Below are 20,904 nucleotides of genomic sequence, written 5' to 3'. Positions count from 1 at the left end.
TGGATGCCCCTATTTTGCCAGCCGTCCCCACACGCGCAGGCGCGACACGCCGCCATCCGGAATAATATTGAAGCGAATGTGGCTGATTGGCCCCAACCGCGCGATCTGCTCCGCAAAATAATGCTGCTGGTCCATCGCCAACTTCTGCTCAGGCAACAACACCGGCCAGAACATCGATTGCGTCACCAGCGACTCGGCCGTACCCTCCGTCACATAGGCTGCCTGCACGGAACAACGGTCAGGATAATTGCCTTTGAAAAAAGCCGTGTCGACCTCGATCTTGTCGATCTCGCCGGGATGCGCCAGCGCGATAATGCACCAGTCGTTGCCCGGTTCCCGCCGCCGGCGGGTCTCCCAGCCATCGCCCATGTTCACCCCCCGCCCCGGCATCAACATGTTTGAAGCCGCACCGAAGTGCTGGTTGTTGGCGCCTATGACACAACCGCCGTTTTCCATGGCAATCAGGTCGATCTGCTCCTGGGCGCCGCGCTGCTCCCAGTCGCACTGCGGCGACCCGTAGACACGCAATCGCGCCAGCCCGCCATCCGGGTACAGATTGACTCGCACATGAGTAAACGCTTGTTCCGCCTCGATCGCATGATAGTGATGGCTGTTGCCCTGGAGGCTGGTCGCAGGCAGGACATTGCGCCACACGGTGAGTTCGCCTGGATCGCCTTCGGGGCTGTGGCAGGCATCGAGCGAGGCCGCCGGCGGAAAATTGCCGGTGAAGTGGCTTGTATCCAGGTCCACCCCGCGGATTACTCCCGGGCGAGCCAGCTTGACGATGCAATAGTCGTAGCCGCTGACGCGCTTGCGGCGGGTTTCCCAGCCATCCATCCATTTGCCGTGATCGTCGTATTTGCCGACAATGAACACCGCCGGATCGGGGTTGAGCATACGCTCGGCCGGCGCAAAGAACTCATCGGTGGCAAACAGGGCCTGGGCCCCCAGCCGGGGATCGGCCAGGTTCGCGTACTGCCGCACAAAGTCCGGCGCGTTGGGATCTACAGATACGAGTGACATGCCAATTCTTCCGTTAAGCAGGGGTTAAGCGGTTTTAGGGGCCAAGTGCGTAATGCCATGGTCGATTGCGCCGGTCGGGTCAGGCGCCACGGCGGGCTCGAACGGCTGTTCGCCGTTGAGCACGCGATGCGCACGGGCGCAGTCGATATCCTTTTCCCAGGAAGCCACGACCACGGTCGCCACGCAGTTGCCGATCATATTGGTCAATGCACGGGCAATTCCAATGAACCAATCGACCGGCAGGATCAGCACCAGCCCAAGCAGCGGAATGGCGGGGATCGCCGTCAGGGTTGCGGCAAGGATCACGATGGCCGAACCCGGGATGCCGTGGGCGCCTTTCGAGGTAAGCAGCGACACCAGTATGATCAAAGCCAGGTCATGAATCGACAAAGGCGTATTGGTCGCCTGGGCAATGAATATGACCGCCAGCGTCAGGTAAATCGAAAAACCGTCGAGATTGAACGAATAGCCGGTGGGAATCACCAGGCCCACAGTGGAATCCTTGACGCCCATCCACTCGAGCTTGCGCATGATTTGCGGCAGCACCGCGTCGGACGAAGCCGTGCCCAGCACGATGGACAGCTCTTCGCGGAAATACTTGATGAACTTGAAAATATTGAAGCCCGCGAGCCGCATGACGATGCCCATCACGACCACCACGAACACGATGCATGACGCATAAAACACCAGCACCAGCAAGCCGAGTTGCTGGAGCGAGGCCGCACCGTACTTGCCCGTGGTAAACGCCACGGCGCCCAGGACTCCCAGCGGGGCCAGCTTGATAATAAAGCCCATGATGGAGAAAAACACTTGCGCCAGACCATCGACGAGCCGGGCAACAGGCTTGCCCTTTTCGCCCATCATCGACAGGGCCGCACCGAACAGCACGGCAAACACCAGTACCTGCAGGATATCGCCTCGGGCGAATGCATCGAACACCGTGTCGGGGATGATCTTGAGGAGGAACCCGGCCGTGTCCTTCAGGCTCTTGGCATGCTCGGTGTAGGCGGTCATGGCCGATGCATCCAGCGTGTGGATGTCGATATTCATGCCGGTGCCCGGATGAATCAGATAGGCCAGCGCGGCGCCGATCAGCAAGGCAAACGTGGTAATGACTTCAAAGTAGATAATCGCCTTGACACCAACGCGGCCGACTTTCTTCAAGTCGCCGGCGCTGGCCATGCCGCTGACCACCACACAAAATACGATGGGGGCAATGATCATCTTGATCAATTTGAGAAAACCGTCGCCGAACGGACGCAGGCTTTCACCGAAATGAGGGAAAAGCACACCGACGACAATGCCGATAAGCAGCCCAATCACAACACGTCCGAATAGCGAATTTAAGAACCGAGGCATAGCGTGTCTCCTGAATGTATTTATACACATCATACCGGTCAGACCAGATGTGTTATACAGAATATAAAGAATTGAGTATGTATCGGTCAAGAGGTTTTCTACTCGGGATATCCCTAGGATTGGCTGGCCTCTATAGGCATACACTGGTCAGACCAGGGCTTGAAAGCCGTCGTACAATGGGACCGGAACCGGCCAACAGGTGATCAACATGAAAAACATGCCGCATACCGTAACCAACACAACGATTACGACCATCCGCGAGCGGATCGAACGGCAGGTGTATCCGGCCGGGGCGATGCTGCCGTCGCAACGCCAGTTGGCGGAGGAACTGAGCATCAGCCGGGCGTCGCTGCGCGAAGCCTTGTCGACGCTCGAGGCGCTGGGCCTGGTGGTGATCCGTCCGGGCAAAGGCGTTTATGTATCCGATGCGCCTCAGCGGGTTGGCGTTGCGTGGCGCTTTGCCGATCAGATTTCGCTGGCCGATACCTATCAATTGCGCTACGCGCTTGAAGGGTTTTCAACCCGCCTCGCGGCCTTGGCATCGAGCCAGGATGAAATCGACTGGCTATCCGATAACGTCGAAGCCATGCACGCAGCTCTGCTCAATGGCGATTTCGATGAAGCGGCGCAACTCGATTTCGCTTTCCATTTGCATATAGTCAGCATGGCAGGCAACGGCGCCATTGCAGACATCCTGCGCGGCAGTACGGAAATTGTGATGGAAAGCCAGCGCCTGCCCTTCTACCAGCGCGAGCTGGCGCACTCCACGTATATCGAGCACCTGGAAATTCTGGAAGGCCTGCGGCGGCGCAACGGCCAGGCAGCCGGGCTGGCGATGGAGCGTCATATTGTGCGGGCCGCGCAGCGCGCGGGCATCCATTTCCCCACACCGCCAGACGCGCTTGAACAGTCCCGTCCACCGGCGGCATCGGCGGCGGAAGCCACGCCATAAATGCAAGGCGCAGTGCGCGGCGCCCACACACTGTGTCGCTCAGGTGCCAATGTCTTCGTTCCACAAAGAAGGCTTGGCCGCAATGAAATCGCGCATCAACGCAATGCAGGTTTCGTCCTGCAGCACATCCACCTGCACGGCGCGTGAACGCAGCATGGCCTCTTCGCCCATGAAGCTACGATTTTCGCCTACGATCACTTTAGGAATCTTGTAAAGCAGGATGGCGCCGCTGCACATCGCGCAAGGCGAAAGCGTGGTATAGAGCACCGATTCCCGGTACACACTGGCAGGCTGACGCCCCGCATTCTCGAAGGCGTCCATCTCGCCATGCAAAATGGCGCTGCCCTGCTGCACCCGCCGGTTGTGGCCACGGCCTATGATGCGGCCCCGATGCACAATCACCGAGCCGATCGGAATGCCGCCCTCGGCCAGGCCCTGCTGCGCCTCGTTGATCGCGGCAAGCATGAAGGGGTCCATGTCGATCTCCTGTATATCCATTAGCCCTTGAAGCAAATAGTAACGTAGCGCCGCAATTTTGCGGCAAAATAAGTCGCCGCAGTTTATGTCGCCCATGTTAAAAGGAAAATCCCAGGGAGCATCCAAGGAGACGGAAATGAGGGTCATTAAATCCAGGTATCTGATCATCGGTTCGGCATTTTCTTTGATCGCCTTTTGTCCGCAGGGATATGCACAGACCACCACACTGAAACTCATCAATGAATATCCGGCAACCTCCATCACTGCCGCGGCCGATCTGGATTTCGCCGCCTCGGTCGACAAACTGTCGAATGGAAAAATCAAGGTAGAGACACTGCAGGAAAAGAACGATCCCTATAAAGGCGCCGGCCAGGTGGATGCGGTCAGCCAGAACAAAGTACAAATGGGCACACTGTTCGGCGGCATCCTGGGAGCGCGAGACTCCCTGTTTTTACTTTCGTCGTTGCCTTTTGCCGCCAAGGATTTCCAGCAGGCCAAATCCTTGTTTACCTGTGCAAAACCGGTACTGGAAGACAGGCTGAAGAAACTCGATGCCAAATTGCTCTATGTGACGCCATGGCCGCCATCGGGCATCTGGTCCACCAAACCGCTGGCCACCAAAACAGATTTACAGGCGCTGAAGATCCGCACCTACGATGAAACCAGCAAGTCGGTGTTTGAGCGTCTGGGCGCGCAAAGCGTGAATCTTCCGTACTCCGCGCTGGCGGAGAAACTCAAAGCGGGCGATCTGAACGCGGTTCTTACTTCGGGCGATGGCGGCGCCGGCCGAAAACTATGGGATCTTCTGCCCTACTTCACCGCGGTGAACTATTCAATTCCGCTCAGCTATACGATTATCAACAACGCCACATGGAACAGCTTGAGCAAAGAGCAGCAATCCGTGCTGGACAAGGCGGCTCAAGAAGTTGCCGACGCATCCTGGGCCGGGGTTGAAAAACGCATCCAGGCAAACTATAGCCGCATGAGCGAGCACAAGATGACCTTGAACACGCAGCCGTCGGCCTCGATCAATCAGGCACTCAAGGATTCCGGGGCCGCCGAAACCAAAGCCTGGCTGCAGAAAAACAAGCTGACCGACAAAGACGCGGCGTGCCTGCTGGAAGGCAATTCCTGATGCGAAAAGCCAGATTCGCGTGGCCTTCACAGGCCGCGCGCCGGCCCGCTACTTGAAACAATCAGCAACCCGGCCTTGATTTTCAGGGCGCCGGGGTGGAGTATTTGTCTTGACTTAACAGGAGAAAGAAAGCATATGAGCCTCGCGCCGGTAAAACCCAATAGCGACTATTGCCTTGGCCCGCTCCCCGAGGTCGATGAATCGACATTCGATATTCCCGCCGGAGCCTGCGATACACACGCGCATGTGATATCGGCCAGCGACGCATACCCCATGGTTTCGAACCGGAGCTATACCCCGCCGGCGGCGCCCGAAGAAAAATACCTGGCCATGCTCGATGCGACAGGAATGGATCGAGGCGTATTGGTGCAAATCAGCGTGTACGGCTCGGACAACCGATACATGCTCGATGTCCTGAAACGCAATCCGAAACGGCTAAGAGGCGTGGCGGTCGTCCGCGCCGATGTCACCGACAAAGAATTGCGCGACATGCACGAAGCGGGAGTGCGGGGCTTGCGCATCAACGTCCTGTTCGGAGGAGGCACCGGCTTTGACGCGATGGAAGGCCTGGCGCACCGGATTGCCGACATGGGCTGGCATATCCAGTTCCTGATGGATGCCCGTCAATTACCGGACTTGATGCCGAAAATGAAAAAGCTGCCGGTGATTGGCGTAGTCGATCACATGGGCCACATGCCGGTATCGCTGGGCACATTGCACCCAGGTTTTGAAGCATTGCAAAGCCTGGTCCGCGATCGCGGCTGGTGGGTGAAGCTGTCCGGAGCCTATCGGATCAGCGACGACTTCCAGGACTATAAAGATGTCGTGCCATGGGCTCGCGAACTGATAAAAACCGCGCCGGATCAAATGGTGTGGGGCAGCGATTGGCCCCATGTCGCCATACCCAGAATGCCCAACACAGGACGCCTGCGCAACCAGCTCGCCCTTTGGGCGCCCGATAGCAAAGAGAGAAACCGCATCCTGGTCGACAACCCGGCAAAGCTCTACGATTTCGAATAGCCCCCAAACAAACAAGGAGTCATGTCATGCGCTGGTACAAAGAACTGAATCAGAAAGAGAAAAAGACTTTTGTCGCCGCCTTCGGAGGATGGGCGATCGACGCGCTCGATTTCATGATTTTCACGTTCGTCATTGCGGCGATCATGCAGCTTTGGGGTATCAACAAAGGCGAGGCGGGCCTGCTCGGAACCGTTACGCTGCTCTTTTCCGCCATCGGAGGCTGGGGAGCCGGCATTCTCGCCGATCGATACGGCCGTGTGAAAATCCTGCAAATTACCATTCTCTGGTTCTCGATCTGCACAGTTCTTACCGGATTTTCCCAAAACTTCGAACAGTTTTTTGTGCTCCGCGCGCTGCAAGGCCTGGGGTTCGGCGGAGAATGGGCCGTGGGCTCGGTGCTGATGGGCGAAATCATTCGCGCCGAGCACCGCGGAAAGGCCGTCGGCACCGTCCAGAGCGGTTGGGCTATCGGGTGGGGTATCGCGGCACTGCTATATACCGTGGCATTTTCGATATTGCCGATCGAATGGGCCTGGCGCACGCTCTTCTGGGTGGGCGCCCTGCCGGCGCTGCTTGTTCTGTATATTCGCAAACACGTGCCCGAACCGGAAATCTTCAAAAAGAAACTTGAAAGCAACACCGACAAAGTCAGCCCCTGGGCGATTTTTTCTCCGGACATCATCAAGACAACCATTCCCGCCGCCATCCTGTGCACAGGCGCCCAGGGTGGCTATTACGCGGTCACCACGTGGTTGCCCACCTACCTCAAGGTAGAACGCCATTTGTCGGTCATGAACACCGGCGGATACCTGCTGGTCATTATTCTGGGTTCGTTCTGCGGCTATATCGCGGGTGCCTATTTCACCGACAGGTTCGGCCGCAAAGCCAATCTGGTTTTCTTTTCATTGCTGTCGTGCCTGAGCATCTATCTGTATACCGTATTGCCGTTAAGCGATGAACAAATGCTGTTCCTGGGCTTTCCGCTAGGCTTTGCCGCCTCGGGCATTTTCAGTGGCATCGGCGCCTATCTGACGGAGCTTTTCCCGTCACGCATCCGGGCCAATGGGCAAGGCTTCGCCTACAATTTCGGGCGCGGCATCGGGGCTTTGTTTCCCAGTCTTGTCGGCTACCTGAGCCAATCTACCGGCCTGGCGCTTGCCATCGGCCTGTTCGGCGGAGGCGCTTACGTCGTCGTTCTGCTGTCGACGCTTTTCCTGCCCGAGACCAAGGGCAAAGTTCTGGTCGAATAATGTTTTTTTCAACCGATCGGCACCCTTGACCAAGCCCGGGTTTTCTGCTTCGGCCTACGGTCGGCACCGTGGCCGCGACCGGTTGCTAGCCGGCGCGGGTACGGCCTAGAATGTCGCATGCAAATCGACTTTCTAGGCATGCAAGCCTTCCTGGCAATTGTGGAACACGGCGGCTTCCAGCAGGCAGCCTCCCATCTGAACTTGTCCCAAACCGCCGTCAGCCACCGGATTCGCAAATTGGAAACCAGCCTGGGCGTGGCGCTGCTGGCGCGCACGACCCGGGAGGTCACATTGACGGATGCCGGCCGCGCGCTGCTGCCGTGCGTACGCGGGGCGATGCGCGAGTTCGAACTGTCCTATGATGTACTGCGCCAGCACAGCCGCAACGCGCCGCAATGGCTGGCATTCGGCTGTCTGCCCACTCTGGCCGCATATCGCATCGCGCCGGCGCTGCGGCGCTTCGGCCAACTGCATCCGAATATTGCCGTGCGCGTGTTCGACAATTCCATCCAGGAAATCGCCGAGCTGATCCAGACCGAGACCACGGCCTTCGGTATTTCCCTCGCGGCACCCAACCGCTACGGCCTGGCGGTGGAGCCATTCGCCGACGAGCCCTTCGTGCTGGCATGCCCGGCCGGGCACCCATTGGCGCGCTTGCAGAGCGTGCGTTGGGACCAGTTGATGGGCGAGGTGCTGGTGCGCATCAGCTTGCCCGCGGGCAACAGCTCCACCATCGACGATGCGCTGGGCGAACGGCGCTTGCGACTGCGCTGGGCCTACGAGACCCAGCATACGGCAGTGGCACTGAATTTCGTGCGGGAAGGCCTAGGCTTGACAGTGGTTCCCTGCCTTGCCGCGGCGGCCATCGACGGCGTGGTGACCCGACCATTGCTGCAGCCTTATGTCACCCGCAAGCTGGCTGTGCTGACACGCAAAGGCGTCGTGCTGTCCGGGCAGGCCCAGGCCCTGCGCGAACTGCTGGTGCAGGAACTGCGCGCGGGCCTGCCCGCGGACACACCGCAATAAACCGGCGTTTGCAAGACGCCGGGCCTTGGGCGTCCTTTCCGCGGCGGCAAGCCCAGGTCAGGGAGCCCAGACCGAGGCCGGGACATGCGCCCGGCCATCCATGAGCAAGCGGGCGGTGCGCAGCAGCGCGGCGCGGGCGGATTCTTCCGGCTCGTCTTCGCGCTCCTTGGACAATTCGACGCTGAATTCGCCGGTGGGATGCTCGATGGCGAGGCGGCGCCTGAGTCCGCCCGGGATAAGCGCAACGCCTTGCGCAACCGACCCCGGCAGCACCACGGCGCTGGCGACGCTGACTGCGCCCAACACACCGATCGAGGCATGCACACGGTGTGGTATCCAGGTACGCGTGCAGACCGCGCCGCCGTTACGCGGCGGCGCAATCAGGCACATTTTGGGCACGGTGCGCCGGCTGACGTCGCCCAGGTTCATCATGGGCCCGGCTTTCAGGCGAATGGCCTCAATGCGCGCGGCCAGCGCAACGTCGGCCTCCAACGCTTCGCGGCTCTCGTAGCCCGAAATGCCGAAATCCTCCGCCCGCATCAGGACCAGCGGCATGCCGTTGTCGATGCAGGTGAGCGCCACGCCGTCGACTTCGTCCAGCACCCTGCCCGTGGGCAGCAGTGCACCGCACGTGGAACCGGCGGTATCGCGAAATTCGATCGGCACCGCGGCGGCGGCACCGGGCACGCCATCGATGCGCGCGTCGCCGTCGTAGCACACTTCTCCGCCCGGGGTGCTGACCTCGGCGACGGCGATCTGCCCCGTATTCACCATATGGATCGCCACGCGAGTCCGCTCACCCGTCACCGGCACTAGCCCGCGCTCGATAGCGAAGGGGCCGACTCCGGCAAGGATATTGCCGCAATTCTGTCCGTAATCCACCCTCGCCTCGTCAACCAGGACTTGTGCGAAAAGATAGTCGACATCAGCATCGGCACGCTCGGATACGTTGACGATCGCTACCTTGCTGGTCAGCGGATCGGCACCGCCCAGGCCATCGATCTGCCGTGAATCGGGCGAACCCATGACGCGCAGCAGCACTTGGTCACGCACGGCGGGATCCCGAGGCAAGTCGCCGCGCAGAAAATAAGCCCCTTTGGACGTACCGCCACGCATCAGGATGCAGGGTATGGCCGTCATGCCATCGATTCCAGAACAGTAGGAGTCAGTTTCATATAGGCCTCGGCATACTGGATATTACGGGCCGCCGCGATGCCGATATTGCGCTTGGCCTGCACGCCGCGCTGCTGCGCGACCCGCGTGTAGTACTCCCAGAGATGCTCCTGCCCCGCCATGGCTTCGATGGCGCGCCGCTTCACATCCCATACTTCAGTGATGTCCAGGAAAGTATCGGGTACCCAGCCGCATTGCTCGGTCTGATGCGGCTCGAAAGCATAGACGGAAGGTGCGCCAATGATTTTTTCGCCCGGATTGTAACCCTCGGCCTGGGCGATGATGCGCGCTTCCTGCGCTACGTGCATGGCCAGCGGGTGGTCAAAATTGTAGGGGTCGCGCACCGAATGACTCAGCACGAACGCGGGCTGCAATTCGCGATAGACATCGGCCAGCCGGAACAGAGCCTCGTCGGGCACGCGCAGCGGGTAGTCGCCCAGGTCGAAGAACTCAATTTCCGCGCCGAGAATATCGGCCGCCTGTTGCGCCTCGTCACGGCGGCCGGCCTTGACCTTCTCGATGGTCATGCCGCCTTTGCGCCAGAGCTTGGCGGACTCGCCGCGCTCGCCAAACGACAGGCAGACGATCTTCATGCGCAAGCCCTGCTTGACGTGCAAGGCGATGCTGCCCGCGGCACGCCAGACGAAATCGGCGGAATGAGCGCTGACGACCAGGCCAGCACTCTTGCCGGCGGAAGACGGGAAATTGACCATTGGAACTCCGGAAATGTAGGCCATGGGATGGCCAGAGGAACATCCTTTCTAGCATCCCGCCAACACGCGTGCATGGCAAATGCGTTTCAAAGGGAAAGTGATGCGTTTTATGATGTTGCGTTGCAATATTGATCGGCCTCGCCCCGCGCCGTGCCCGACAGGTCGCGCAGGGCGCCCAGCAAGACAGTCATGCCCGGCGATGGCACACTGTCGCGCAGCGTTGCCAGGCCGATACGGCGCTCGGTATGCCGGACATCGACGGGCACCACCTTCAGGATGCCTTGCTGCAGTTCGTGCTGTACCTGGCGTACGGACAGCAGAGCCAGCCGGTCGCTGGACAACAGCAGGCTGCGTACGATTGCCGGGCTATTGCCTTGCAGCCTGGCGGCGGGCGGCTCTACGCCATCGGCGCGAAAAGCGCGTTCGAACGCGGCATGCGACGGCGTGCCCGAAAGCGGCATCAGCCATGTCTCGCCAGTCAGATCGCGCAGTCCCCGCAGCGCGCCACGGCGGAACACCGGATGTCCGACACGCGCCACCACGTTCAGTGAATCCGTGAACAGCGTCTCGTGGGTCACATACGGCTCGTTCTCGGCAGCGCGCAGCGCACCCACGATGACGTTGACCTCGGCGCAGCGCAGCCCATGACTGAGCGTCTCGTAAGTGCCATCGATGATGCTGATATGCAAGTCCGGATGGGCGCGCAGCGTACGATCCACCGCCCCGGGCACCAGATGCCCACTGGACAAGGGCAAAGCGCCCACGACCAACCGCCCCGCCAGACGCCCTTGCATCGACGCCAGCTCTTCCCGCGCCACGCGGATTTCCGCCAAGGCAAGTTGAGCATGCCGCAACAGAATTTCACCCGCGTCGGTCAAGCGGGCGGCGCCACCGGAGCGGGTCACAAGAGGCGCACAGGCCAGTTGTTCCAATTGCCGCAAATTGCGCTGCAGCGCCGGCACCGACAAGCCGGCGAAATCCGCGGCAACACGCTCGTTGCCGCCGCGCCAGACGGCGACCAGCGATGCCAGCATGCGTTCATTCACTACCTCCACCAGCCCGCGGCGCCGCTGCTGCACGCCGCACGCATCCGGTATACGAACGGCGATGGCCGATACGGCAACACGCAATTCGTTCAAGGCTCGTCCCACGCGAAACTGCACATAGCGCCCCGCGGTCGTCAGCACCATACCCTTGGTGGTGCGATCGAACAGCGCCGCACCCAGCGCGACCTCTGTCTGCTGCACCGCTCGCGAGACCGCGGGCTGGGATAAATGGATGGCGCGCGCCGCGCAGTGCACGCTGCCGTGTTCGGCAACGGCGGAAAATGCGCGTAGTTTATGCCATTGCACGGCAGTGAGGAGCGTTTCGTTCATGCAAGCGGACGGCGGGACGGCCACCAGGTGGCGTTGTCTGCATCATAGCCGAAGCCGCCGGGATGAACGACACGAATAAATCGCGCCAAACAATTCATTTGTGCCGCGGCGCGGGTATGCCTAGACTGTATTGGTCTTGTCCGCCAGGCGAATGTCCGCCGGTATGCGCCGCAATACATAACAACAAGGAGACTGACATGATTCGTGCCATGATGCGAACATTGCCGTATGGTATCCGGAAAGCAGGCCATTGGCTGCTTGCGCTGGCCGCAGTGCTCGCAATGGCCCCCGCCGCCCAGGCGGCCGGCTATCCCGACCAGCCCATCCACGTCATCGTCCCGTTCGGCCCCGGCGGCCTGGCTGACATCTCCATGCGCCTGGTGGGGCAGAAACTGGGAGACCGCTTCGGCGACAAGGTCATCATCGAAAACCGTCCTGGCGCCGGGGGCATTCTGGCCGCGGTGGCCGCACTCAAGGCACCCCGCGACGGCTACACGCTGATCGTGTTCGCCAATGGCACCGCAATCAGCAGATCGCTGTTCAAGCTGCCCTACGATCCCGCCAAAGACTTCACGCCGGTCTCCACCATGGCCTATTTCGATCTGATCCTGGTGACCAGTGCGAAAGGACCCTTGCACTCCCTGGCGGATGTCCTGGCGCAGGCCAAAAAACGCCCGCTTGTGTTTGGAACGATCAACCCCGGCAGCACCCAGAATCTGTCGGCGGAGTTGTTCAAGTCCACCACCAAGCTCAATGCCACCATTGTGCCCTTCAAGACCACTTCGGATGTCATTTCGGCATTGATACGCGGCGACGTGGACGTGGCGTTCGAGTCCTATGCCGCCGTCAAGGGTTTCATCGATGCCGGCCGGATCCTCCCGATCGCCGCGACAGGTGGGCAACGCTCATCCTGGCTGCCCAAGGTGCCCACCGTACGCGAAAGCGGCATACCTTACGAAGTGACGGGCTGGAATGCCATATTCGCGCCGGTCGGCGTGCCGCCCGAAGTGGTGAAGTTACTGAACCACCAACTGAACGAAGTACTGCAGATGCCGGATGTCAAACGGCGCTTTCAGGAACTGGGTACCGAAGCGGCGGGCAGCACGCCTGCGGAGATGGCCACCCGGCTGCAGAGCGATACCGACAAATGGGCCGCCGTCATCAAGCAGGCAGGCATCAAACGTCAATGAATCACACAGCACAGGAGTTTTGCATGACGACTACAACTATGCATCCCAAGGAAGGGTTGCTGGTCGACACCCATGTGCATGTCTTCAAGCAAGACATGCCATTGATTCCAAATCCGCGGCATAGCCCGACCTACAGCTTTACGGTGGAGCAGTTGACTCAGGTGATGGACCAACACGGCGTGCGCTATGCCGTCATCGCTGCCGCCAGCCCATGGGGCGACTACAACGATTACGTCATCGATTCGGTGCGCGGCAACCCGCGTCTGCGCGGAACCATCATCGCCGAGCCATCCATCGAGCGCGCGGTGCTCGATCAGATGGACCGCGACGGCATCGTCGGCGTACGTCTGCCCTTTATCAGCATGCCGCAGTTGCCCGATCTGGACAGCTGGAATTACCGCAAGTTCCTGCGCCGCCTGGCGGATCTGGACTGGCACGTGCACGTGCACATCGACGGGCCGCGCCTGCCCCTGGTCCTGCCCTATCTGGAACGCTCGGGGGTGAAAATCGTCATCGATCACATCGGCAGGCCCGATCACGTCAAAGGCATCGACAGCGACGGCTTTCGCGCCATGGTGCAGTCGGTCGAGAAGGGGCGCACCTGGGTCAAGCTGTCGGGCGCGTACCGGCTGGGCGCCAATGCCCTGGACTGCGCGCGCGAACTGTGCCGCCGGGTCGGCTACGACAAAATGGTATGGGCCAGCGACTGTCCCTTCGTGGGTGGCGAAAAAGACACCGACTACCGTCGTGCCATAGACTGGCTCGCCCAAGCGATTCCAGACGAATCCGCGCGCCGCCAGGTGTATGGCGCGAATGCGCTGGACCTATATTTTTCTTGATGGCATGAGCAGGCGTTCCACCCCGGCCTGCTCAGCACCGCGATTTCATGTTAAGTTAACCCGCGCCATACAAATTATTAAACCGGCCCTGGGGAGACACAATCATGAACACCCGAATCGCATTCGTCATTTCTTCTTTATTGGCCTGCCCTGTCCTGGCATCCGCCGCGGATACCGGGCAGATGCCTTGCCGCACCACCGTTGAATGCAATCAGCAGGCAGCAAAGGCCGGCGCCACGACGGCCTCATCGCTCCTCAAGGACAGCAACACCACCAGCAAGACCGATCAGGCCCAGGACCAGTTCTTCTGGCTGAACAAGATCAATAAAGCATCGACGGTGATGCTGACCGAAGAAAAAATCATCACGCCCGAAATGGGCCGCAAGATCGCCAAAGGCGTCGAGCATGTCATCGATCAGGCCAAACAGCCCGACGGCAGGCGCCCCAAGGATGTGCTGCAGATCGAACACATTATCACCGAAGCCATCGGGCCCGATGCCTCGCTGGTTCATACCGGCCGCAGCCGGCAGGATATGTACGCCACATTCCGGATGGCGAAGCTGCGCACCGAATTGCTGGACTATTCCGATGCCCTGAATACCTTGCGCGAACGCATGCTGGCGACCGCCGCCAAAAACATCAATACCATCATCCCGGCCTACACCAACGGCGTGCAGGCCATGCCTATCACCTATGCCCATTATCTTTTGGCCTACGAGGCCTCATTCGACCGCGATGCGCAGCGTATCCACGAGTTGTATAAACGCCTGAACCGCAGCGCCATGGGAACCGCCGTGCTGGCCAACTCGAGCTGGCCGCTGAATCGGAAAAGACTGGCGGAACTGCTGGGTTTCGACGGCCCCATAGAAAACTCGCTGGATTCCAGCCAGGTCGCTCCTTCCGATATTTCCTTGGAAGCCACCGGCATCGTTTCCTCCACGGCCATACGCCTGGGCGCGATCCTGGGCGACATCCATACCCAATATCACCAGACCCGCCCCTGGCTATTGCTGAGCGAAGGCTCAACCTACACCAGCAGCGCCATGCCGCAAAAACGCAATCCAGGCGTCATCATGCGTGCGCGGGAAGCGGCCTCCAATGTCGTCGGCCTGGCGCAAACGGTTATATTCAGGGCCCACAATGTCACGACCGGCATGACAGACTACAAAGATCCCTGGGCGCAAATCGGCTTCTTCCCCCAAGCCATCACAATGATCAAGGGCATGAATACCGTCATGGATGCCCTGACGATCAACCCCAAACGCTCCCTGGAAGAGCTGGAAGACGACTGGACCACGTCCATGGAACTGGCTGAAACGCTGCAAAAAGAGCATCAGATTCCTTTCCGCGTCGGCCACAGTTTCGCCTCGTCGATCGTAACCTATGCCCGCGCCAACGGATTCAAGCCCAAGACCTTCCCTTATGACAAGGCCGTGGAACTGTATGCCCAGGCCATAGCCAAGTTCAAATTGCCCGATCCCGCCAAGCTTCCGATTTCCGAGGCTGAATTCCGGCAAGTGCTGTCGCCGGAGTTCATGGTCAAGACCCGGGTAGGTATCGGCGGCCCGCAGCCCGCGGAAGTCGAACGTATGCTGGCCGAGGCGCAAACCACCCTGTCCGCCGATAAAGCCTGGATGCAGAAAACACGCCAGAACCTGAAAGATGCCGACATCAAGCTCGACAAGGCGTTCAATCTGCTTCTGGACACTCAGTCAAAGTAAGGCGTCCAGGCGGGCAATCAGGGTCGGGGTATCGGGCAGGACAATGCCGAAATCGTCGGCCAGCACCTGCAGGATTTCCCGGGTCGACTCCAGCCGGCGACGAGTGCTCTCGCCGCCGATGGCATGCACCGCATAATCGCGATTTTGCAATGCCAGCCGCGCGAGCGGCGTAGGCCTGGCCGCGATCAGGTTCTGCGTAAAGTGCGAGCGCGGGTGCGTGGACAGATAATAGTTGGTGATCTCGTAATCGACCGCATATTGAGGCGACAAATCAAAACGGTACAAAGATCGCCACTCGCCCTGAATGCGGCTCTGCATGCGCCACTGGCCGTCGTCACGCAACAGGCGGAAATCGCCATGCGGCGTGGCCTGCGGTATATCGGCCTGCAAACGCAGCACGCCTGTGAGAGTCTGGCCGCCAAAGCCCACGTCCACCAGATAAGGCTCACCACCCAGATCGACGGCCAGCAGCATGTGCGTGCGCGCGGTTTTTGCATCGTCGGGCTGAGTCCATAACACGCGCGCAGCCAGATCGGTGACATCGAAGCCGATGCCGCGCAAGGCTTGCCCAAACAGCAGATTCTGTTCAAAGCAATAGCCGCCGCGGCCCTCGTGCACGAGTTTCCGCTCCACGTCGGCCAGGTCCAGGCTTACCGGCAAGCCCAGGAATGGGCTGAGATTCTCGAATGGGATGATCTGCGCATGATGAAGAGCCAGTGTACGCAGAACCGGCAAGCTTGCCTCGAGAGTCCCTGAATAGCCGATGCGGGCCAGATAAGCATTCAGATTCAGGGCATGGGTCATGGAGGAAGCTCGTACGGCGTCTTTACGGCCCGGACAGCCAGCCTTATTGACGCTCCAGAATGTCGCAAATGTAGTGGCCGGCCTGTTCGATATCCTCTTTGACGGCTTGCGCGACGCCTTCGGCGTCTTTGCGTTTGAGCGCAGCCAGCGCCTGCGCATGGAAGTCCGTCTTTTTTACCTGGTGCAGGTACTCCGGAAAAATCATATTCAGCATCGGCCCGCAACGCAGCCATAGATTCTCGACCGTATCGTACAGTACACCCATGGTGGACAGCGAATAAATAGAAAAATGGAACTTGCGATGCTCCTCGAGATACAGATCCGACCGGTGTTCCAGAGCCAGGCGCTTCATCTGTTTGAGCGATGACTGCAGCTCCTGGATATCACGGTCGCCACAATAAGCGGCCGCATCGAATGCCAGGCGAGACTCGAGAAGGCTCCTCATGACAATGAACTGGGCGAACTCCTGCCGTTTGATCATGGGAACCGTTGCACCGCCCTTCTGTCCGCCTATTCCCCGTTCCAGCACGCGCTCAGCCACCAGCCTGTTGATCGCGTCGCGCACAGGAGTCGGACTGATATTCAGTTCTATGGCGATATCGCGCAGCAACAAGCGTTGCCCGGGCCTGAAGCGCCCCACCAGCAAGGCCTTTTTGAGCTCGCTGTAGGCATGATCCCATAAGGTGGACCGCTGGGCGGGCTTGAGCGCTGTAGCCGAAATATCCAAATTTTTTCCTGAAATGATGAAGAAGCGACGCTCAAAACAATGTTGCTAATTTAACATCAAAGATATTGTTGTTTGTTATAACGAATGATAATATTTCATCCGACCTCACAAAACCTCAACCGGAGACATCGATGTTCCAGCATTCCTTAAAAGCCAGATTGGTTTCCACACTGTTCATTTTCCTTGCGCTCCCGATGGCTGCCCATGCCGCCGATACCTCATTTCCCGATCATCCGATACGCCTGATCGTTCCCTGGAATGCAGGAGGATCGAACGACATAGCCGCCCGGGCCTTACAGAAAATGGTAGCCCCCCAAGGAGTAAATGTAATCGTGGAAAACGCCCCGGGCGCGACGGGTGCCATCGGCCTCGGGCGGGTGGCCAGGTCCGATCCGGACGGCTATACGCTAGGCATGGGCACCAGTTCGACCCTGGCCCAGATCGCCATGAAGCTGACCAATCTAAAAAACGACCAGTTCACCTCGATTGTGCGCGTATCTACCGACCCTCTCATTCTTCTCATTCCCAACGGCAAGCCCTACAAGACCCTGAATGAGTTTCTCGGCTACATGAAAAAGAATCCGGGCAAAGTGTCCATCGGTACTCCCGGCACGCACAACATCAATCATATATTTGCCGAAATGACCGCAAGATCCGCGGGAGTGGGCTACATCAATGTGCCCTATACCGGCGGCTCGCAAGTCATGGCCGCCCTGGCCGGCAAGCAGATCGATGCGGCAGTGCTCAAACCTTCCGAAAGTCTGGGGCAGATCAATGCCGGCCTGGTAAAGCCCGTGGCCACATTTTCCGATACGCGGCTGCAGGTGTTTCCGGACCTGCCTACGTTCAAAGAGCTTGGATACAACGTGTATCCCTACGGCCCCCTGTTGCAGATGGCCTATATCGTAGGGCCGAAAGGCATCAGTGAACCAGTGCGCCAAAAGCTGATTTCGATTTTCTCCAAAGCCATAGACAGCCAGGAATACAAGGCCTTCGCCGACAAGAATGGCTTCGTGGTGGACAGACTGGTGGGTGACGACTTGCAGAAAGAAGTACTAGCGGTGCAAACCACCCTGGATACCGTCGGCAGCAAAGTATTCAATATCAAGTGAGAATGTATGGATCAGATCAAGAAAGTGGTATGTCATCTCGTCAGCGCACCCATAGAGCGGCCCTTCACGTCGTCCCGGGGCTGGATCTACAAAACCCGCGGCTCATGCATCGTCGAAATTGAAACGGCCGACGGCGTAGTCGGCTGGGGCGAATGCTATGGGCCTTCCCATGTCGCCAAAGCGTATATCGATACGCAATATGCGCCCAGGATCATAGGCAGGGATGCCTTCGATGTGGAAGTGATCTGGGAAGATCTATACAACCGCATCAAGGACTATGGCAATAAGGGCATGTCCATCGCGGCGCTGAGCGGCATAGATATCGCGCTGTGGGACATCATAGGGAAAAAATGCAATCGACCAGTGCATAAACTGATCGGCGGCGCGCATAGGAAAAGCGTCACAGCGTATGCTACCGGCCTGTATTTCATCGACACCGAGAGGCTGGTCGAGGAAGCCGTCGAGGAAGCCGTGGAATATGTACATGAAGGTTTCACCGCCATCAAGATGAAGATCGGCCTGGGTTCCATCAAGGCCGATATCGAACGGGTGGCCGCCGTCAGGAAAGCCATCGGCGATGACACGCGCCTGATGGTCGACGCCAATCACTGCCTGACCGTGCCTACCGCGATCAGGATGGGACGCGAACTGGAGCAGCTCAATGTCGAGTGGTTCGAAGAGCCAATTTCACCCGAAGACCTGGACGGCTATGTGGAGGTCACCCGGGCCCTGGACATGGCGGTCGCCGGCGGCGAAAACGAATTCACGCGCTGGGGGTTCCGCGACATCGTGGCCCGCAAGGCAATGGACATCATCCAACCCGATGTCTGCGCCGCTGGCGGCATCAGCGAATGCCGCAAAATAGCAGCCCTGGCCAGCGCCCATGGCGTCGAATGCGTGCCTCATGCCTGGGGTTCCGTCATCGGCGTGGCGGCCACACTGCATTTTATTGCCGCCCTGCCCGACCAACCTCCCAGCTTCCGCCCCATGCCCCCCATCTTCGAATTCGAACAATGCGAGAATCCCTTCAGGGACTATCTCGCCAAGACGCCCATCACACAGCACAAAGGCATCGTCGATGTGCCGGAAGGCCCCGGCCTGGGTATCGAAATCGATAGAGCCATCCTTGAAAAATACCGGGTTCAGTGACAACTCATGCGCCTTATTTCACTCATCAAAAATAACGGCACGGTAGCCGTCGGTATCGTGCAGGGTTCCGGCGCAGCGACATTGGCCCTGGATTTGTCTCATCCGGCCTTTGCTTCTTTACTGGGCAATGCCGGCCACTCGATGCTGGACTTCATTGCCTTGCATACCCCAGACCTCCTGCAGGCCATCGAGGCCGTAACCGACAAGGAACGGGCCCTCATCGATCTGGCCCATGTACAAACCATCGCAGCTCTTCCGAATCCTCGAAAGATAGTCGGAGCGGCTTTCAACTATAAAGATGCGCTGGATGAGAAACAGCAGGAATATCCATCGGAGCCGGTCATATTCATCAAATCGGCCTCCACCATTATTGGAGATGGAGAGCCCATAGTGCTGCCCGACAACGCCACGCAGACCACCTATGAAGCGGAGTTGGCGGTGGTCATAGGCAGGCAGGCGCTGAACATTGCGCCTGCTCAAGTCATGGACCATGTATTCGGCTATGCCATTTTCAATGATGTCAGCGTCAGCGAATTCGTCAGGGCCGACAAGAATTTCGTCAGGGGCAAGAACCAGCAGACTAGCGGGCCGCTGGGCTCCATCATCGTAGACCGGGACGGCATCGCGGACCCTCATCAACTGAATATTTCCCTGACCCTGAATGGCGAAGTGCTGCAGAAATCGTCAACATCAAAGATGCTGTTCAGGATACCGGAATTGATTTCGTATATATCCAGCAAAATGCCGCTGGATGTCGGAGATATCGTCGCCACGGGCACTCCCGCGGGTGTAGCGGCATCGTATCAGCCGGGAAAGTGGCTAAAAGACGGCGATGAAGTTGTAATCAATATCGAACACATCGGTCAATTATCCAACCGCGTCCATAAGCGATCAAATACATGAAACCCACAGTCTTGCTGACCAACGCCATTCATCCCGATGGCCTGAGCTATCTCGAGCAGCACGCCGACGTCATCATCCCGTCGAACGAGAATCCAGCCCTCTTGCCGGAACTGGTTCGCAATATCGACGGGCTCATCGTCCGGACACAACTGCCGGAAGATATATTCGACTTCGCGAACCGGCTGCGCGCCGTGGTCCGCCATGGCGTGGGTCTGGACATGATACCCGTGCGGCAGGCCACACTGAAGGGGATACCCGTGGCCAACGTACCCGGCGCCAATACCGCCGCGGTGGTGGAGTATTGCCTGTCCGCCATCCTCGGCAGGTACCGTCCGCTGAAAAAAATAGACTCCCTGTTCCGCCAGCGAGGATGGGACGCGGGTAAACACGTAGGCACCGCTTGCGGTGAACTGAACGGTGCCACTTTGGGCGTAGTCGGGGCCGGTGCAATCGGCAAAAACCTGGGCCAGCTTGCGGCGGCCTTGGGTATGACGGTACTGGGACTGACCAGGAGGCCCGACTCTTTGCCTGCCTCTATACAGGCCGCCGACAAGCCGGCTTTGTTTTCGAGAGCGGATGTCGTGGTGCTGTGCTGTCCCTTGAACAACGAAACACGCGGCCTTGTCGACGCTGCCGCGCTGGCCATGATGAAAAAAGACGCCATGCTCATCAACGTGGCGCGCGGCCCGGTGGTCGACAAACATGCGCTGATCAATGCCTTGAACAATAATGAACTGGGCAGTGCCGTACTCGATGTCTACGATCAACAGCCGCTGCCAGGCGACGACCCGTTGCTGGCCTGTCCCCGCCTGATTCTTACGCCGCATATCGCCGGCACCACCATACCAAGCTTGCGGCGCATGAGCATGGCCGCGGTGCACGAACTGCTGTCATTGCTCAATCACCGTACCTCCCAGTTCTTGGTGAATCCAGAAGTCTTCAACACTTGAATGCC

At 59.1% G+C, this 20,904-nt stretch carries 20 protein-coding genes; 12 read left to right on the top strand and 8 right to left on the bottom strand.

Annotation, left to right across the window (positions count from 1 at the left end; translation table 11 throughout):
- Nucleotides 1–9 precede the first annotated feature (9 nt).
- Together alc and ACYVIS_RS16885 are read right to left on the bottom strand one after the other, a co-directional pair.
- The gene (alc, locus tag ACYVIS_RS16890; RefSeq protein ID WP_460874528.1) at nt 10–1,023 is read right to left on the bottom strand and encodes an allantoicase; all 1,014 of its coding nucleotides are present in this window, start codon (nt 1,021–1,023) and stop codon (nt 10–12) included.
- 24 nt (nt 1,024–1,047) lie between these two features.
- Nucleotides 1,048–2,382, bottom strand: coding sequence for a C4-dicarboxylate transporter DctA (locus ACYVIS_RS16885; RefSeq protein ID WP_460874527.1), 1,335 nt, complete (start codon nt 2,380–2,382; stop codon nt 1,048–1,050).
- A 208-nt stretch (nt 2,383–2,590) separates the two neighbouring features.
- Between ACYVIS_RS16885 and ACYVIS_RS16880 the strand changes: the two genes are divergently transcribed.
- A complete protein-coding gene (locus tag ACYVIS_RS16880; RefSeq protein ID WP_460874525.1) occupies nt 2,591–3,334 on the top strand; it encodes a FadR/GntR family transcriptional regulator in 744 nt (247 codons plus the stop codon).
- 39 nt (nt 3,335–3,373) lie between these two features.
- Here ACYVIS_RS16880 and ACYVIS_RS16875 read toward each other — a convergent pair whose 3' ends face one another.
- Nucleotides 3,374–3,811, bottom strand: coding sequence for a nucleoside deaminase (locus ACYVIS_RS16875; protein ID WP_232743558.1), 438 nt, complete (start codon nt 3,809–3,811; stop codon nt 3,374–3,376).
- Nucleotides 3,812–3,947: 136 nt separating this feature from the next.
- Here ACYVIS_RS16875 and ACYVIS_RS16870 point away from each other — a divergent pair, with 136 nt between their 5' ends.
- The 4 genes from ACYVIS_RS16870 (at nt 3,948) to ACYVIS_RS16855 (ending at nt 8,242) form a co-directional block, all read left to right on the top strand.
- Complete coding sequence (locus ACYVIS_RS16870; RefSeq protein ID WP_460874524.1) at nt 3,948–4,946, top strand: TRAP transporter substrate-binding protein; 999 nt, start codon at nt 3,948–3,950, stop codon at nt 4,944–4,946.
- A 135-nt stretch (nt 4,947–5,081) separates the two neighbouring features.
- Nucleotides 5,082–5,966 carry an amidohydrolase family protein gene (locus tag ACYVIS_RS16865; RefSeq protein ID WP_232743560.1) on the top strand — a complete coding sequence of 295 codons (885 nt, stop codon included), beginning with the start codon at nt 5,082–5,084 and terminating at the stop codon, nt 5,964–5,966.
- Nucleotides 5,967–5,992: 26 nt separating this feature from the next.
- Nucleotides 5,993–7,216: an MFS transporter gene (locus tag ACYVIS_RS16860; RefSeq protein WP_460874523.1), complete on the top strand. Its 1,224-nt coding sequence runs from the start codon at nt 5,993–5,995 to the stop codon at nt 7,214–7,216.
- Between the two features lie 117 nt (nt 7,217–7,333).
- Complete coding sequence (locus tag ACYVIS_RS16855; RefSeq protein ID WP_460874522.1) at nt 7,334–8,242, top strand: LysR family transcriptional regulator; 909 nt, start codon at nt 7,334–7,336, stop codon at nt 8,240–8,242.
- Between the two features lie 57 nt (nt 8,243–8,299).
- Here the strand turns inward: ACYVIS_RS16855 and ACYVIS_RS16850 are convergent, their stop codons facing one another.
- From ACYVIS_RS16850 to ACYVIS_RS16840, 3 genes are all read right to left on the bottom strand, one after another.
- Entirely contained in the window at nt 8,300–9,382 is a 1,083-nt protein-coding gene (locus tag ACYVIS_RS16850; protein ID WP_232743563.1) for a 4-oxalomesaconate tautomerase, read from the bottom strand.
- Complete coding sequence (locus ACYVIS_RS16845) at nt 9,379–10,152, bottom strand: PIG-L deacetylase family protein (protein WP_232743564.1); 774 nt, start codon at nt 10,150–10,152, stop codon at nt 9,379–9,381. Before ACYVIS_RS16845 ends, ACYVIS_RS16850 begins: the two co-directional genes overlap by 4 nt.
- An 83-nt stretch (nt 10,153–10,235) precedes the next feature.
- Nucleotides 10,236–11,504: a LysR family transcriptional regulator gene (locus tag ACYVIS_RS16840; RefSeq protein ID WP_460874521.1), complete on the bottom strand. Its 1,269-nt coding sequence runs from the start codon at nt 11,502–11,504 to the stop codon at nt 10,236–10,238.
- Between the two features lie 197 nt (nt 11,505–11,701).
- Here ACYVIS_RS16840 and ACYVIS_RS16835 point away from each other — a divergent pair, with 197 nt between their 5' ends.
- The 3 genes from ACYVIS_RS16835 to ACYVIS_RS16825 all read left to right on the top strand — a co-directional run bounded on the left by ACYVIS_RS16835 (nt 11,702) and on the right by ACYVIS_RS16825 (nt 15,254).
- Nucleotides 11,702–12,694 carry a tripartite tricarboxylate transporter substrate binding protein gene (locus tag ACYVIS_RS16835; protein ID WP_460874520.1) on the top strand — a complete coding sequence of 331 codons (993 nt, stop codon included), beginning with the start codon at nt 11,702–11,704 and terminating at the stop codon, nt 12,692–12,694.
- A gap of 23 nt (nt 12,695–12,717) precedes the next feature.
- The gene (locus ACYVIS_RS16830) at nt 12,718–13,533 is read left to right on the top strand and encodes an amidohydrolase family protein (protein WP_232743567.1); all 816 of its coding nucleotides are present in this window, start codon (nt 12,718–12,720) and stop codon (nt 13,531–13,533) included.
- Nucleotides 13,534–13,637: 104 nt separating this feature from the next.
- Nucleotides 13,638–15,254: an argininosuccinate lyase gene (locus ACYVIS_RS16825; RefSeq protein WP_232743568.1), complete on the top strand. Its 1,617-nt coding sequence runs from the start codon at nt 13,638–13,640 to the stop codon at nt 15,252–15,254.
- On the opposite strand, the gene ACYVIS_RS16820 is transcribed toward ACYVIS_RS16825, so the two are convergent.
- Both ACYVIS_RS16820 and ACYVIS_RS16815 read right to left on the bottom strand, forming a co-directional pair.
- Nucleotides 15,246–16,058, bottom strand: a complete 813-nt coding sequence (locus ACYVIS_RS16820; protein ID WP_460874519.1) for an arylamine N-acetyltransferase family protein — start codon at nt 16,056–16,058, stop codon at nt 15,246–15,248. The two genes, ACYVIS_RS16825 and ACYVIS_RS16820, sit on opposite strands and share 9 nt — an antisense overlap.
- A 43-nt stretch (nt 16,059–16,101) precedes the next feature.
- On the bottom strand, nt 16,102–16,785 hold the full coding sequence (locus tag ACYVIS_RS16815; RefSeq protein ID WP_232743570.1) for a GntR family transcriptional regulator: 684 nt from the start codon (nt 16,783–16,785) through the stop codon (nt 16,102–16,104).
- A 131-nt stretch (nt 16,786–16,916) separates the two neighbouring features.
- On the opposite strand from ACYVIS_RS16815, the gene ACYVIS_RS16810 reads away from it, so the two are divergent.
- The 4 genes from ACYVIS_RS16810 to ACYVIS_RS16795 are packed head-to-tail and all read left to right on the top strand — an operon-like array spanning nt 16,917 to nt 20,899.
- Nucleotides 16,917–17,897 (top strand): Bug family tripartite tricarboxylate transporter substrate binding protein, encoded by a 981-nt coding sequence (locus tag ACYVIS_RS16810; RefSeq protein WP_232743571.1) that lies wholly within the window; start codon nt 16,917–16,919, stop codon nt 17,895–17,897.
- A gap of 6 nt (nt 17,898–17,903) precedes the next feature.
- On the top strand, nt 17,904–19,046 hold the full coding sequence (locus tag ACYVIS_RS16805; RefSeq protein ID WP_460874518.1) for a mandelate racemase/muconate lactonizing enzyme family protein: 1,143 nt from the start codon (nt 17,904–17,906) through the stop codon (nt 19,044–19,046).
- A 6-nt stretch (nt 19,047–19,052) separates the two neighbouring features.
- A complete protein-coding gene (locus ACYVIS_RS16800) occupies nt 19,053–19,949 on the top strand; it encodes a fumarylacetoacetate hydrolase family protein (protein ID WP_460874517.1) in 897 nt (298 codons plus the stop codon).
- The gene (locus ACYVIS_RS16795) at nt 19,946–20,899 is read left to right on the top strand and encodes an NAD(P)-dependent oxidoreductase (protein ID WP_460874516.1); all 954 of its coding nucleotides are present in this window, start codon (nt 19,946–19,948) and stop codon (nt 20,897–20,899) included. Before ACYVIS_RS16800 ends, ACYVIS_RS16795 begins: the two co-directional genes overlap by 4 nt.
- The last annotated feature ends 5 nt before the right edge of the window (nt 20,900–20,904 follow it).

Source organism: Paralcaligenes ginsengisoli, from assembly GCF_054781135.1.
This window is presented reverse-complemented; position numbering and strand designations above follow the sequence as displayed.

Coding starts and splice junctions, on each gene's coding strand:
- ACYVIS_RS16875 (WP_232743558.1), bottom strand. CDS start 3,811: ATGGACCCCTTCATGCTTGCCGCGATCAACGAGGCGCAGCAGGGCCTG.
- ACYVIS_RS16820 (WP_460874519.1), bottom strand. CDS start 16,058: ATGACCCATGCCCTGAATCTGAATGCTTATCTGGCCCGCATCGGCTAT.
- ACYVIS_RS16865 (WP_232743560.1), top strand. CDS start 5,082: ATGAGCCTCGCGCCGGTAAAACCCAATAGCGACTATTGCCTTGGCCCG.
- ACYVIS_RS16810 (WP_232743571.1), top strand. CDS start 16,917: ATGTTCCAGCATTCCTTAAAAGCCAGATTGGTTTCCACACTGTTCATT.
- ACYVIS_RS16840 (WP_460874521.1), bottom strand. CDS start 11,504: ATGAACGAAACGCTCCTCACTGCCGTGCAATGGCATAAACTACGCGCA.
- ACYVIS_RS16835 (WP_460874520.1), top strand. CDS start 11,702: ATGATTCGTGCCATGATGCGAACATTGCCGTATGGTATCCGGAAAGCA.
- ACYVIS_RS16825 (WP_232743568.1), top strand. CDS start 13,638: ATGAACACCCGAATCGCATTCGTCATTTCTTCTTTATTGGCCTGCCCT.
- ACYVIS_RS16845 (WP_232743564.1), bottom strand. CDS start 10,152: ATGGCCTACATTTCCGGAGTTCCAATGGTCAATTTCCCGTCTTCCGCC.
- ACYVIS_RS16795 (WP_460874516.1), top strand. CDS start 19,946: ATGAAACCCACAGTCTTGCTGACCAACGCCATTCATCCCGATGGCCTG.
- ACYVIS_RS16800 (WP_460874517.1), top strand. CDS start 19,053: ATGCGCCTTATTTCACTCATCAAAAATAACGGCACGGTAGCCGTCGGT.
- ACYVIS_RS16830 (WP_232743567.1), top strand. CDS start 12,718: ATGACGACTACAACTATGCATCCCAAGGAAGGGTTGCTGGTCGACACC.
- ACYVIS_RS16805 (WP_460874518.1), top strand. CDS start 17,904: ATGGATCAGATCAAGAAAGTGGTATGTCATCTCGTCAGCGCACCCATA.
- ACYVIS_RS16850 (WP_232743563.1), bottom strand. CDS start 9,382: ATGACGGCCATACCCTGCATCCTGATGCGTGGCGGTACGTCCAAAGGG.
- ACYVIS_RS16860 (WP_460874523.1), top strand. CDS start 5,993: ATGCGCTGGTACAAAGAACTGAATCAGAAAGAGAAAAAGACTTTTGTC.
- ACYVIS_RS16885 (WP_460874527.1), bottom strand. CDS start 2,382: ATGCCTCGGTTCTTAAATTCGCTATTCGGACGTGTTGTGATTGGGCTG.
- ACYVIS_RS16855 (WP_460874522.1), top strand. CDS start 7,334: ATGCAAATCGACTTTCTAGGCATGCAAGCCTTCCTGGCAATTGTGGAA.
- ACYVIS_RS16880 (WP_460874525.1), top strand. CDS start 2,591: ATGAAAAACATGCCGCATACCGTAACCAACACAACGATTACGACCATC.
- ACYVIS_RS16870 (WP_460874524.1), top strand. CDS start 3,948: ATGAGGGTCATTAAATCCAGGTATCTGATCATCGGTTCGGCATTTTCT.
- alc (WP_460874528.1), bottom strand. CDS start 1,023: ATGTCACTCGTATCTGTAGATCCCAACGCGCCGGACTTTGTGCGGCAG.